This window comes from Micromonospora sp. GCM10011541 (assembly GCF_042650725.1).
Classification (GTDB): Bacteria; Actinomycetota; Actinomycetes; order Mycobacteriales; family Micromonosporaceae; genus Micromonospora; species Micromonospora sicca.
In genome coordinates, this window is record NZ_JBHSBP010000100.1 from 1 (window position 1) to 12054 (window position 12054).

Genomic DNA, 12054 nt, shown 5'->3' on the forward strand with positions numbered 1-12054 from the left:
CTCTCCACCTCACCCATTTCGAATACCGATACCTACCGGATTCTTGTTGAGATCACGTCAATGGTCCGCACGGCGTCAACGGGCAGAGCTGCCACGGCGTCAGCAATCAACGAAACACAGGTGTAAACGGCAGACAGGGAAAGTGCGGAATCCTGGCTGACGTTGGCCCCGGCCCACGTAGGTACGTTTGCGAAAGCCTCAGCAATTCCGCTGGTCGGGGCTGGTGCCGCCCGACGTTCCATCATTCGATCCCAGAAACCCAATGGGTCACCTCCTTACGCAAAGAGGGCCCGACCCCAAAAGGGGCCGGGCCACTACGCGGGTTGATTACTTGACGCCCGTAACGCGGACAACAGCCGCCGGGTTGGGCACCAGAATGTCAGCGCGCATCTTCGCGGTAACGAGGGTTTCGTCAGTCGCGCCGTAGACATACGGGTTGACATCAAATACCGCGTCCTCACGGACCACGGCGTAAACCTCGGAAGGCACGTAGACGTAAATGCTGTTACACACGGCACCCGAGGTGCCCTCAACCTCGTTGAGGGCCAGGTTGCCGGACAGGAACACCGGCCGACCAAACAGCGACCGGGAAACGCCGTTAGACGCGCTGCCGGCGCTGTCCTGAATCAGCGACTTGTTAGAACCAGACGCCTCCTTAAGCTTCAGGATGGCGCGCCAGGTACGCGGCGGCATAACGATAACCGCGCTTTCGTCGTCAGCGTTGGCCTCCGCCAGCAGGCCCAGGGCGTCCGCGATCGGGTCGAGGTTGCTAAGAACGGCACCGTTAGCGACAACCGGGAAGGTGCCGATACCGGCAACGCTCTTGAGGCCACGGAGGGCCGGCGCGGTGCCGTTACCCTCAAACGCGGAAAGGTCGTAGGCCAGACCAACCGAACGGATAAGGCTCCGGGAAAGCTGGTCCAGGGCGGCCGGCTTGCTGTCCGCCAGAATCTCATTCGGAACCCGGGTGCCCTGGGCAAACTTACGCGGAACGGCGGTAAGAGCCTCCGCGTTCGGGTCCGACAGTGGAATGGTGCCAGCCTCGGCGATAGCACCGGCGGTGCCGTCGCTGGTCATGTGCGGGATAACGATGCTGTCCCCGCTGGTCCGAATGACGTTGACGCCAGACCGGATGATGACGCTGGACTTAGCCAGGAAATCGAGCACATACCCGGCCTGCTCGGCCGGGGTGAACACCGCACCCATGCCCGACGCGCCAGTCAGGGCCCGCACCTCAGCGGAGAGCAGGTCACCAGCGCGCACCTCGGTACGGGCACCGGGCAGGCCAACCGGGTTAGCGGCAATCGCGGAACGCTGCTCAGCCTCAACGGCAGCGCGCGTCTCAACGGTGGCCGGCGCAACCTCGGTACGCTGCTCAGCGTCAGCCGGGGCCAGGGTGTCAATCGCGGCGTTACGCGCCTCAACCGACAGGGCCGGGTTATCGGCAATCTGAATCAGGTTGTTAACCAGCTTCGCGCGCTTGGCGTGCAGGGCAACATTATCCAGGGCAGTCAAAACAGATTCTCCAATCAACAAAAAAGCCGCCCCCGAATGGGACGGCTAAAGGTCTGAGTTGCTTATTCAGTTGTTGGTTGAATTGTCTATTCAGTTGTTGCGCTTGCCCTTGGGCTTGTGGTTCGGGTCCCATTCCAGGAACACACCCCGGCCGCTACGGTTCGCACACGTAACCGAGCAAACGCCGCCGCGTACGTACGGGGCCCAATCCCGCTTGCTAAACGGCTTAAAGCAGTACGCGCACGTCACTTCCCATGAGGAACGGTCAGCGTTCACTTGCCGTCCAGCGCGTCAATCGCGGCACACGCGATCAGCGCGTAGACCCGGGCCCAAGCAGACTTGCCAGCGTCAAGGCACTTCTCAGTCCGCTGGTAAAACTCATCCGCCATAACGTCCAGGTCGTCAGCGTCAAGCTCACGGAACGCGGTAACAAGGTTTTCCATGTGTAATCACTCCCTTCTTAAGGGCAAACAAAAAGGGGGCCCGGCCGTAGCCGGACCCCCTCGTTTCCCAAACCGTGGTTCTTCCCACTTATTACGTTTTATTCGGCGCGTGGTCCCTCATACGACCAGCCATCCGGGAAAGCTGCCAGGAAGTCCAGCAACTCAGGGGTAGCCCGCAGAGCACCCCGCGTACGCAAACCGTGAGCAGCCCGCTTCCGGCGGGTTTTGATACCCGCGTGCCGCAGCTTCCGAAGGTCGTTATCCCGGATGTCTTGGCACGCCGTGGAGCAGATTTCTTGAGGCCGTCCCCGCTTAGCCTGCCCGCCGTCAAACTTCCGGGTGCAGACGATGCAATCCCGGTACCGCTGGTTCCGGTTCCTGGACCGTCGCCACTCCTGCCGACGCTGCTCTAGAACAGCCTCACGGACCCTCAGAGCCTCAAGCCAGTCCGTGCAATCGTCCCCGTCCAACGCGTGCCCGACCCTGTGAATCGAGCACCAGCGATAATCCTTAACCGTGGTCACTTGTCCCCCCATTCGGCAAGGAATCGCTCAAGGTCATCCAGCCCGTCCCCCTGGTCCTGCTCGACCACGGTCGGGCCGGCAGGCTTGGCATCCTTACCGGCACGGCTACGTGCCTTCCGTTCGGCAGCAGCCTTCCGTTGGCATTCCGTCTTATCGCAGTAGAAACGGTTGCCCTTGACGGGGCTACGGCATGCCCGGCATTTCTTGAAGTTGTGCAATCTCTAAGCCTCCTTGCTTACTGAAACGTGACAGGGAATGTCACGGAATGGTCACGGTGTTTGTCACGCTGGTTCGTGCGTTTCCGCAGGTCAAGCCGCGGTTTCATGTAAACGTGACCGGGAATGGTCACGAAGTCACGCGCACAAAAACGGGCCTAAGACAGTGGGAATTCAGAAGTGTTGCGGGAAAGTTCTGACCCCGCCCCCATGGGGCGCAACCGGCCTGAGATGCCCTGTGCGGCCCGATGGGGCCGTGGGCGTACCCCCGAGAACTAAGGGTGCTGCCTTATCGGCCCTTAGAAGGCCGTCTAGAGGCTGCCCGTTGGGCCCCAATCCTGCCGCCTTGCTTGGCGGAGCAGGTGGCACAGTGAGGTTGCCAGTTGCTTACTTCCATCAGCAGATCAGGGCGGGTGCTGACTGGCACCCGGTGGTCAACGTGGGTAGCTGGTGCCTTGCACTCATGACACTTGGGGTTAGCCGCCAGGAAAGCGGCTTTCATCTTGCGTGCCTTGGTGCTGTACCACACCGCAGGGTGTGACCTTCCGTGGCGGTCAGTGCTGGTGCGGCTGGCACCAGCGAACGGCTTACGTGGGTGCTCAGCACACCGGGATTGCCCAAGCGGAACTAACCGCTTGCAGGTGGTACAGGTGGAGAAGCTGATTGCTTCCACCTCCTTATCAAGATCAACGCGAAACACTCTCTTAGTGTTAGCCGTGGTGGTTTGCGGAAGGTTTGTTAGTCCGTTGGTGTCGTTTCACTCCACCCCGGCAAAGGGCCCCCTTAAGGGGCCCGTTAGTTAGAACCCTGATAGGTAGTCCCTGATTGGTTTACCCTGATGGGTAAACCATGATAGGTAACCGGAACAGGACTTCCGGTAGGTCAATCCTTGACCACGGGCAGGGCCGAACCGTCGTGGCGGTGAGGACACTCCGGGATCGTTAGCCACCAGATTTTGTTGCCCTGGTGGTCCCCGTCCGACTCCACCCGTTCCCCGGTGAAGTGCAACCAGCCCACAACCTCAAGCCACTGTTGGATGGTTCGTACCTGCCGGGCGGACCTAAACCCAATCTCCGCCGCAATCCTCTTTTGCGACGGGAAGCACTGCATCCCCGTGTCGTAATCCGCATACTCAGCCATCAGCAGGGCAACGGCGAGGTTGGAACCCGTAACGTCCGGGCAGTTGCGGATGGTCCGCCGGTAGTCATTCACGGGCCGTGGAATGGTCCGTCCCGGCTTCCCGGTGGCTGCCCGCGTCGCCCTGGTCCCGTTGCCCGCGTAACCCTCGGGGCGGCCCCGGTGGAGGTTCCCCCGGGGATCAGGGCGACAGGGCTCCGCCTGCTCGGGCTGGCACGGCCACACGGGGTCAGAGCAGGTCCAAACCGCGCCGTCCGGGGAAAGCGTCTTGAGGCCGTGCGGGCACGTTGGGGCCGTCATTCAATACCCGCAGCAGCAAACGCCCCGGCTATCTCCCAAATGCCGATAACGTCAGCCTCACTCATGGCCGGATCATCGGAGGCAGCGTCAGCCCATTCCTCAACGCTCAGCCCCTCCGGGGCACAGATGGTTTGGCCCTCCCAAGTGATGCACCTTTCCATGTTCATAAGGGCAGACTCCTTCCCAAAGACGGAATGCGTGTAAACGGCATGCGTGCCGAGATACAAAGAACGGGCCCAATGATGGGCCCGTGTAAACAACGTGGCTGGTTCCCGTGTCCGGGGTTACGTGAGCATCTTATCGGGCCCCAACAGGGGCCCTGGTGAGTCAATTGTGGGGGCTGGTGCAACGGCCCCGGCCGGGGTGCTGGTCGAGCATAAGCGCGGGTGTCACGTATCCCGGCTTACCGCCGGGCAGACAGCATCCCACGGCCCAACACCCCGGATCACACACCCGCGCGGGCCCCTGGTCGCACCGTGTAAACGGGCCCTCTGCAAGCCTCTTTAAGACAAGAAAGAACCCCGGGGGTACCTGAGTACCCACCGGGGTTATCGGCCGTCTACGGCCGTTCTACGGGGCTACGAAAGGCGGTAGCGGCCTGGTCGTCAACGTCATCGGGACCGCCTGCCCGGTGGCACGCTCCGCCAGGTCGTGGGGCAGGTACACCGCCACTTGCGCGCCATCCTCAACGGTGAGGGCAACCACCGCCTCGTAACCCTCCGGCCGGTCGAACAGGCCGAACCTCACCGGGCCACCCTGGTTCGCCGCAACCTCAACCCGGATGCCGGCTTCCTTGAGTAGCTGGTGCCGCTCCTGCTCATTGGCAGCCGCCCAACGGTCCGCGTACGTGACCCCGGTACCAACCTCACGGACGGACGGGGCACGCTCGGGGATGGCCGCCAGGGCGGCTAGCTTGCCCTCTACCGCCTCAATCCGCTTGGCGTACACCCGGGCCACGGCTTCCCCCTTGCCCGTGCTACGGGCCAACAGGTCATCAAGGGCCGTCTCAAGCTCGCGAATCTCCGCCGCGTGAGACACCCCGGCAACCTTGATGGTTCGCATGATCTCAAGGTGGCCGATTTCGGCCAGCAGCAGCCGCTCAACGATGGGGTGCAGCTTGTCCCCCCGCACGGCCGACTTGGCCTCACAGTCCGGGACGCGCCGGGACCAGCGGCCCCCACAGCCGTAATACATGTAAGCCTTGCGGACACGTCCCTTGACGGTGCTCGCCCCCATGTGGCGGCGGTACATCGGGGAACCGCAGAAAGCACAGAATGCCACGTCCAGCAGCATGCTGGCCCCGGTCACCCGTTCCCGCTTTCCGGCCCGGGACAGCACTTCCTGTAGCGCGTTCCACTGCTCAAACGTGATCAGCGGCTCAGCGCGCACCGGGTCAATCGGCACACCATCCCCGGACGTGATCGCCTTGTAAGTAGCCTCACCCAACAGGGCCCGGGACCGGAGCATCTGGCTTACGTTGACGTTCCCCCAAGTTTTGCCGCCCTTGGGGGTCGGCACCCCCCGACTCTGCAAATCAAGCTGGACGGCGAAAGCCGGCTCACCGGCAATCACCCGGTTAACAAGCTCGTTGACGATCGCGTGAGCCTCCGGGTCAATCTCCAACTTCCAGCCGCCGGTTTCCAGCCGGGCGGGCCGGTAGCCGAAAGGGTACCTGCCACCGGGCCAACGCTTTTCCGCGTACATCTCAGTACGGGCCGCGTTTACACGCTCCTTGATAATGGCCGCTTCCAGCTCAGCGAACACGGCCGTAATCTGAGCCATGGCCTTACCCGTGGGGGTGCTCAGGTCGATTTTGTCAGCGATGCTCACAAGGTTTTTCGGCCGATCAACGGGCGGTAGCCCGGTGCTGTTGGGCTGCCCTTGCGACCATTTGATCATTTCCGCGAAATCGCCAACGGAACGCACCAGCCGGTCAAGCTTCCAGAACGCCAGGGTGTCCCAGTCTTCCGGCCGGCGTAGCCACTGCCCCAGGTCCGGCCGATCCCACGGCGGAATCTTGGCCGCCGACACCCCGAGATCGGTAGCCCATCCGATGATCGTGAGGCTCGGGTCACCCTGGATGACCTTCCGCTGCCGCTCCGGGGACGTAGACGGGTCATCCGCCCGGTTGCTGTGACGGGACAGCCGGACGACACCCACGGTGCGCGCATGCAGGGACATGGCGGCAGCGTATGGGGTTCAACAACGGTGACGCAACGGGACACCCTCGGGCTACGTCAACCGTCCCGCCGTGGGTAGTCCAGCTCACCGGCCCGGATCGGCACGTCAACCCGGTTTTCCGGCGGAGCCAACGGGCAGGCGTACGAACTATTGATTGCGCACGAGGGGTTGTAGAGGTAGTTGGCGTCGAGCCGGACCCGCCCGCCCGGCAGCACGGTCAGCCCCCGGCCGAAGGTGCCCTTGACGGTGTCGGTGAGGTACCGGCCGCCGCCGTACGCCGCGGTGCCGCAGGTCTTGTCGCGCAGCGGCACGAACAGCCCGCCGCCGTACGCCTCGATCCACCACAGGGTCAGCGGCCCCCACGGCGTGTCCGCGATGGCGACCCGCCGGTAGCGCACCACCCCGTCCGGCCCGCCGGTGTCGATGCTCTCGGTGCCCGAGGCGGGGCGCAGCGGCGCCTCCACCACGGCGTCCGGGTTCGGCGGGTGGTAGCGCAGGCCGGTGAAGCCGGCCCGGTCCTCGACGGGCAGCGGGCTCTGCGGGTGCCGGCGGAACAGCTCGTCCCGCTCCGCCCGGAACCCGGTCAGGTCGAGGTCGGAGAGGTACAGCCGGGCCACCCGTTCCCGCCAGTCGAGCAGTTCGAGGTCATCCACGCCTCGACCCTAGCCGGGGTGGCGTCAGCCGTCGGTGGCCAACCGGGCGTGCGGGTGCTCGTCGTACCGCCGGCCGTCCCCGTACCGGTAGGACTCCCGCAGGATGCCCTCGGCCGGGTAGCCGGCCCCGGCGGCGACCCGGTTGGCCACCGCGTGGCACAGCTCGACCCGGTGCAGCCGGAGCTGGGCGAACGCCCAGGTGGTGAGGGCGGTGACGGCCGCCGAGGCGATGCCGCCGGGCCGGGTGCCCGTCCCCTCCCCTCCGCCGCTTTCGTTCAAATTGCAACGGTGACTCTCGCCAGGCTCCCCCTCGGCCGGGCTCAGCCTGTGACGGACGGCACTTGTTTAAATTTGAAGTAGTGCTATCGTCCTAGCTGTGACCGAGAGCCTGAACCCCGTGCGGCTGGCCTGCTGGCGCGCGTACATCGAGTCGAGCCAGCGGTTGTTCACCCAGCTCGAGGAGGACCTGCGCGCGGACAGCGAGCTGAGCTTCGCCGACTACCACGTGCTGGTCCTGCTCTCGGAGGCGCCGGGGCAACGACTGCGGATGGGCGAGCTGGCCGGCCGGCTGGTCTTCTCCCCCAGCCGGCTGACGTACCAGATCTCCTCCATGCAGAAGCGCGGTCTGGTCGCCAAGGAGTCGTGCCCGGAGGACCGCCGGGGCAGCGAGGCCGTGCTCACCGCCGCCGGACTGCTCACCCTCCGCGACGCCGCGCCACACCACCTGGCGTCGGTGCGCACCCACCTGATGGACGACCTCGACGACGCCGAGGTCGCCTGCCTCACCCGGGTCTTCGAGCGGCTCGGCCGGCGCCTGCGCGCCGCCCGCGACGCGTCGTCCACCCCGGCCGACAACTAAGGAGCCCGCGATGCCCGCCATCACCGTCGACGACGTCCTCGTCCTGCCCCGCCTGCCCCGGCTCGACGAGTCCACCAGCTTCCGGCCGGTCCGCCGGCTCACCACCGCGCCGAGCGGCTTCGAGGGCGAGGGCTTCCCGGTTCGCCGGGCCTTCGCCGGGGTGCCGCTGACCGAGCTGGACCCGTTCATCCACCTCGACCAGATGGGCGAGGTGGACTACGCGCCGGGCGAGCCGAAGGGCACGCCGTGGCACCCGCACCGCGGCTTCGAGACGGTGACCTACATGATCGACGGGATCATGGACCACCAGGACTCGCAGGGCGGCGGCGGCACCATCACCGACGGCGACACCCAGTGGATGACGGCCGGCAGTGGCCTGCTGCACATCGAGGCGCCGCCGGAGCACCTGGTGACGAGCGGCGGCCTGTTCCACGGCCTCCAGCTCTGGGTCAACCTGCCGAAGGCGGCCAAGATGAACCCGCCGCGCTACCAGGACATCCGCGGCAAGGAGTCGGCGCTGCTCACCACGCCGGACGGCGGCGCGCTGATCCGGGTGATCGCCGGCGAGGTCGCCGGGCACCGCGGGCCGGGCTCCACCCACACCCCGATCACCATCACCCACGTGACGGTGCAGCCGGGGGCGGAGCTGAGCCTGCCCTGGCGGCCCGACTTCAACGCGCTGGTCTACGTGCTGGCCGGCCGCGGCACCGTGGGCACCGACCGGCGGCCGATCCACACCGGGCAGCTCGCGGTGCACGGCGCCGGCGACGCGCTGCGGGTGACCGCGGACGCGAAGCAGGACGGCAACACCCCGGCCCTGGAGCTCTACATCATGGGCGGCCAGCCCATCCGGGAGCCGGTGGCGCACTACGGCCCGTTCGTGATGAACACCCGGGACGAGCTGATCCAGGCGTTCGAGGACTTCCAGGCCGGCAAGCTCGGCGTGATCCCGGCGACGCGCCTGCCGCACACCGGCGGCCAGGGCCCGCGTCCCTGATCCCCCCGTACGAGGTGGGCGTCCCGGTTCGTGCGGGGCGCCCGCCCGGCGGTCAGGACACCGCGAAGATGCCGGCCACCCCGAGGATCACCATCAGCAAGACCGCCACCACCGCGCCGCGTTCGCTCTCGACCGCCGGCTCGCGGTACTCGGTCACGGCGTTCGTCGTCTCGGCGGGCATGCTCGGGCCTCCTGGGTTGTCGCGTCTAGGGGTGCGGCGGCCACCACGAGGGGCGTCGACCTGCGGCCGGCGTGCGTACCCGCCGTGGGGGTCCTACCGTGAGGACGGTTGTCGACCTCGGGAGGCTGGAACGTGGCGCTGCAGGACTGGTTCCTCACCGCGCAGGAACGTGCCAACCCGGGGTCTGAGTTACCCGTCTGGACGACGGGAAACCTCGCCGAGCCGTTGATTCACGGCGCCGCGTACTTCGACCGGCTGGTCAACGAGGTGGCGGCGCTGAAGGCCGGTGACCATCTCTTCTTCACCGACTGGCGGGGCGACCCGGATCAGCGGATGCGCCCGGACGGCCCGACCGTGGCGCAGCTCTTCGCGCAGGCCGCCCAGCGCGGCGTGGTGGTCAAGGGTCTGATCTGGCGGTCCCACCTCGACGCGCTCTCCTACAGCGAGGCGGAGAACCGCGACCTCAGCGAGGCGATCTGCGCGGCCGGCGGCGAGGTGCTGCTGGACCAGCGGGTCCGGCGCGGCGGCTCACACCACCAGAAGCTCGTGGTGCTGCGCCACCCGGACGACCCGGAGCGGGACATCGCCTTCGCGGGCGGGATCGACCTGTGCCACAGCCGGCGGGACGACGCCACGCACCGGGGCGACCCGCAGGCCGTCCGCATGTCCCCCAGGTACGGCGACCACCCGCCCTGGCACGACGTCCAGCTCGCGGTGCGAGGCCCGGTGGTCGGCGCGCTGGACACGACCTTCCGCGAGCGGTGGATCGACCCGATGCCGCTGGACTCGGAGAACCCGCTGGCCTACCTGCGAGACCGGCTGCGCGGCTCCGACCTGAGCCCCGACCCGCTGCCGGACCAGCCCGCCGATCCGCCGCCGTGCGGACCGCACCAGATCCAGGTGCTGCGCACCTACCCGGCGGTACGACCGCGGTACTCGTTCGCCCCGGACGGCGAGCGGACGGTGGCCCGCGGCTACACCAAGGCGGTACGCCGGGCCCGGCGGCTGATCTACCTGGAGGACCAGTACCTCTGGTCGACCGAGGTCGCGGACCTCTTCGCCACGGCGCTGCGGGAGCAGCCCGACCTGCACCTGGTCGCCGTCGTGCCACGCCACCCGGACGTGGACGGCCGGCTCGCGCTGCCGCCGAACATGGTGGGCCGGGAGCAGGCGCTCTCGCTCTGCCAGAAGGCGGCGCCGGACCGGGTGCACGTCTTCGACCTGGAGAACCACGAGGGCACCCCGATCTACGTGCACGCCAAGGTCTGCGTGGTCGACGACGTCTGGGCCAGCGTCGGCAGCGACAACTTCAACCGCCGCTCCTGGACGCACGACAGCGAGCTGTCCTGCGCCGTGCTGGACGACACCCGGGACGAGCGGGCGCCCACCGACCCGGCCGGCCTCGGCGACGGCGCCCGGGTCTTCGCCCGGGACCTGCGGCTGCGGCTGTGGCGGGAGCACCTGGACCGGGACCCGGACGGTGGCGAGGACCACGACCTGCTCGACCCGGCCGCTGCGGTGCGGGCGATCATCGACGCGGCGGACGCGCTGCAACGCTGGCACGACGGGGGCCGGGTCGGTCCCCGCCCGCCGGGCCGGCTGCGCCCGCACCGGCCGGAGCGGCTGCCCTGGCACACCCGGTTCTGGGCGCTGCCCGCGTACCGGCTGGTCTACGACCCGGACGGCAGGCCGCTGCGGGCCCGGCGGGCCGGCGCCTGGTGAACCGGCTCGGCGGCCGGTGGGTCGTCGAGCGCGTTCGGCCTGGCCGGGTACGCGAACGACACCCGTGGGGAGTAGAAGCCCCAGCAGATGTTGAGCGGGTTCGCCGGGCGGAGCGGATAGACCGGGTGCTCGGGGGCGAGGAATTCCACCGACTCGATCTCGAACGGGGTGACCGGCTCGGCCACGTACGGGTAGTCGGCGCTGGTCAGCTCCCCGTCCCGCCCGGTCAGGTACCGGTGGTGGCCGCTGCACACGAGGTGGCTGGTCTGGCCGACCCGGGCCACGGTCCGGATGATGGGCCGCCCGTCGGCGCGGGTCTCCGTCGTGAGCCGGTCGCCCCGCACCTCGACGGTGGTCTGCCCGGCCTGCGCCGGGACGCCCCGGGCGGCGGCGTACTCGCGAACCCGGGGGCTGGAGGCGAAGTAGTGGCTCCACCAGCCGCCGGGACCGTCGCCGTCCGGCGGGTCCATCCCCACCAACGAGATCCCCAGGTAGGTCAGCGAGTAGGCCCCGAAGCCGGAGGTCTGACAGTCGTCGTCCACGACGTACTGGCAGAGGAAGACCTGCCGGTCCGGGCAGGGCAGCAGCCCGGCCGGGAGGATCGCCGCGACCGCGTCGGGGTCCGCCGGCTGCCAGCTGAAGAGCAGCACCCGGGCGTTGACGACGAGTTGCGGAGCGGCGGGATCCAGCACGTTGCCTCCGTAGACGTGTACACAGGGACGCTACGGGTGGTCCCGCAGACGGGACAACGACGGATAGCCGACAATGCGAACCGTTTGTCGTGTTCTTCCTTGACGGTCGGCGCGGGCGATGGGCCAAGCGGTCAGCGGCCCGGGGGGCGTCCGGCGACGACCGGTCGGGCAGGCGGCCCGGTAACCGTGATCACAAGCCCCTCGAGCTTTGCCCGTTTTAGGGCTTTCATGACCGAAAATCGCTTAAGCACATCATACTTTCGGCTAGATTTAGCAGAGCCGATCAGGCTAAGGTGAGTCCCGAACGGCCCACTTGAAGCTAAACCAAAGCGTCACGTCTCTTATCCGCGGACGAGGTGCAGGGAGGACCACCCATGACCGCGCCAACGATCAGCGAGCAGGCGACCACACCGCCGTCCACCACCGAAAAGCTCGACCCGCGCGCACTCACCGACAGCGCCGCGGATCTGCTCAACGCGATGGCCGCGCTGCCCGCCAACCACCCGTCGCGTGCCGCGCTGCGCGACAAGGCGATCGAGGCCTGGCTGCCGCTCGCCAACCACCTCGCCCACCGTTACAGCGGCCGGGGCGAGCCCACCGACGACCTGGCGCAGACCGCCGCCGTCGGCCTGATC

At 67.3% G+C, this 12054-nt stretch carries 12 protein-coding genes and 1 pseudogene; 4 read left to right on the plus strand and 9 right to left on the minus strand.

The window, feature by feature from the left end; genetic code table 11:
• Positions 1-327 precede the first annotated feature (327 nt).
• From ACFOYX_RS33770 to ACFOYX_RS33800, 7 genes are all read right to left on the minus strand, one after another.
• Positions 328-1515, minus strand: a complete 1188-nt coding sequence (locus tag ACFOYX_RS33770; RefSeq protein WP_161558007.1) for a phage major capsid protein — start codon at positions 1513-1515, stop codon at positions 328-330.
• Positions 1516-1787: 272 nt separating this feature from the next.
• On the minus strand, positions 1788-1958 hold the full coding sequence (locus ACFOYX_RS33775; RefSeq protein ID WP_161558008.1) for a hypothetical protein: 171 nt from the start codon (positions 1956-1958) through the stop codon (positions 1788-1790).
• A 520-nt stretch (positions 1959-2478) separates the two neighbouring features.
• The gene (locus ACFOYX_RS33780; RefSeq protein ID WP_146231289.1) at positions 2479-2700 is read right to left on the minus strand and encodes a hypothetical protein; all 222 of its coding nucleotides are present in this window, start codon (positions 2698-2700) and stop codon (positions 2479-2481) included.
• 879 nt (positions 2701-3579) lie between these two features.
• Entirely contained in the window at positions 3580-3909 is a 330-nt protein-coding gene (locus ACFOYX_RS33785) for a helix-turn-helix domain-containing protein (RefSeq protein WP_109805874.1), read from the minus strand.
• A 795-nt stretch (positions 3910-4704) separates the two neighbouring features.
• Positions 4705-6315 (minus strand): recombinase family protein, encoded by a 1611-nt coding sequence (locus ACFOYX_RS33790; protein WP_109805873.1) that lies wholly within the window; start codon positions 6313-6315, stop codon positions 4705-4707.
• A gap of 56 nt (positions 6316-6371) precedes the next feature.
• On the minus strand, positions 6372-6968 hold the full coding sequence (locus tag ACFOYX_RS33795) for a DUF1684 domain-containing protein (protein ID WP_322442902.1): 597 nt from the start codon (positions 6966-6968) through the stop codon (positions 6372-6374).
• Positions 6969-6992: 24 nt separating this feature from the next.
• The gene (locus ACFOYX_RS33800) at positions 6993-7247 is read right to left on the minus strand and encodes a GNAT family protein (protein WP_322442903.1); all 255 of its coding nucleotides are present in this window, start codon (positions 7245-7247) and stop codon (positions 6993-6995) included.
• Between the two features lie 97 nt (positions 7248-7344).
• Between ACFOYX_RS33800 and ACFOYX_RS33805 the strand changes: the two genes are divergently transcribed.
• Both ACFOYX_RS33805 and ACFOYX_RS33810 read left to right on the plus strand, forming a co-directional pair.
• A complete protein-coding gene (locus ACFOYX_RS33805; RefSeq protein WP_322442904.1) occupies positions 7345-7827 on the plus strand; it encodes a MarR family transcriptional regulator in 483 nt (160 codons plus the stop codon).
• A 10-nt stretch (positions 7828-7837) separates the two neighbouring features.
• A complete protein-coding gene (locus tag ACFOYX_RS33810; protein WP_322442905.1) occupies positions 7838-8824 on the plus strand; it encodes a pirin family protein in 987 nt (328 codons plus the stop codon).
• Positions 8825-8876: 52 nt separating this feature from the next.
• On the opposite strand, the gene ACFOYX_RS33815 is transcribed toward ACFOYX_RS33810, so the two are convergent.
• A complete protein-coding gene (locus ACFOYX_RS33815) occupies positions 8877-9005 on the minus strand; it encodes a hypothetical protein (protein ID WP_255543862.1) in 129 nt (42 codons plus the stop codon).
• 132 nt (positions 9006-9137) lie between these two features.
• Between ACFOYX_RS33815 and ACFOYX_RS33820 the strand changes: the two genes are divergently transcribed.
• Complete coding sequence (locus ACFOYX_RS33820) at positions 9138-10727, plus strand: phospholipase D-like domain-containing protein (RefSeq protein WP_322442936.1); 1590 nt, start codon at positions 9138-9140, stop codon at positions 10725-10727.
• Here ACFOYX_RS33820 and ACFOYX_RS33825 read toward each other — a convergent pair.
• A complete protein-coding gene (locus ACFOYX_RS33825) occupies positions 10676-11419 on the minus strand; it encodes a hypothetical protein (protein WP_322442906.1) in 744 nt (247 codons plus the stop codon). The two genes, ACFOYX_RS33820 and ACFOYX_RS33825, sit on opposite strands and share 52 nt — an antisense overlap.
• A 374-nt stretch (positions 11420-11793) precedes the next feature.
• Here ACFOYX_RS33825 and ACFOYX_RS33830 point away from each other — a divergent pair.
• Positions 11794-12054, plus strand: a pseudogene (locus tag ACFOYX_RS33830) (RNA polymerase sigma factor SigF); the annotation flags it as partial.

What these genes read in the sequence shown, in the direction of transcription:
- ACFOYX_RS33775 (WP_161558008.1), bottom strand. Translation starts at nt 1,958, where the DNA reads ATGGAAAACCTTGTTACCGCGTTCCGTGAGCTTGACGCTGACGACCTG.
- ACFOYX_RS33815 (WP_255543862.1), bottom strand. Translation starts at nt 9,005, where the DNA reads ATGCCCGCCGAGACGACGAACGCCGTGACCGAGTACCGCGAGCCGGCG.
- ACFOYX_RS33790 (WP_109805873.1), bottom strand. Translation starts at nt 6,315, where the DNA reads ATGTCCCTGCATGCGCGCACCGTGGGTGTCGTCCGGCTGTCCCGTCAC.
- ACFOYX_RS33810 (WP_322442905.1), top strand. Translation starts at nt 7,838, where the DNA reads ATGCCCGCCATCACCGTCGACGACGTCCTCGTCCTGCCCCGCCTGCCC.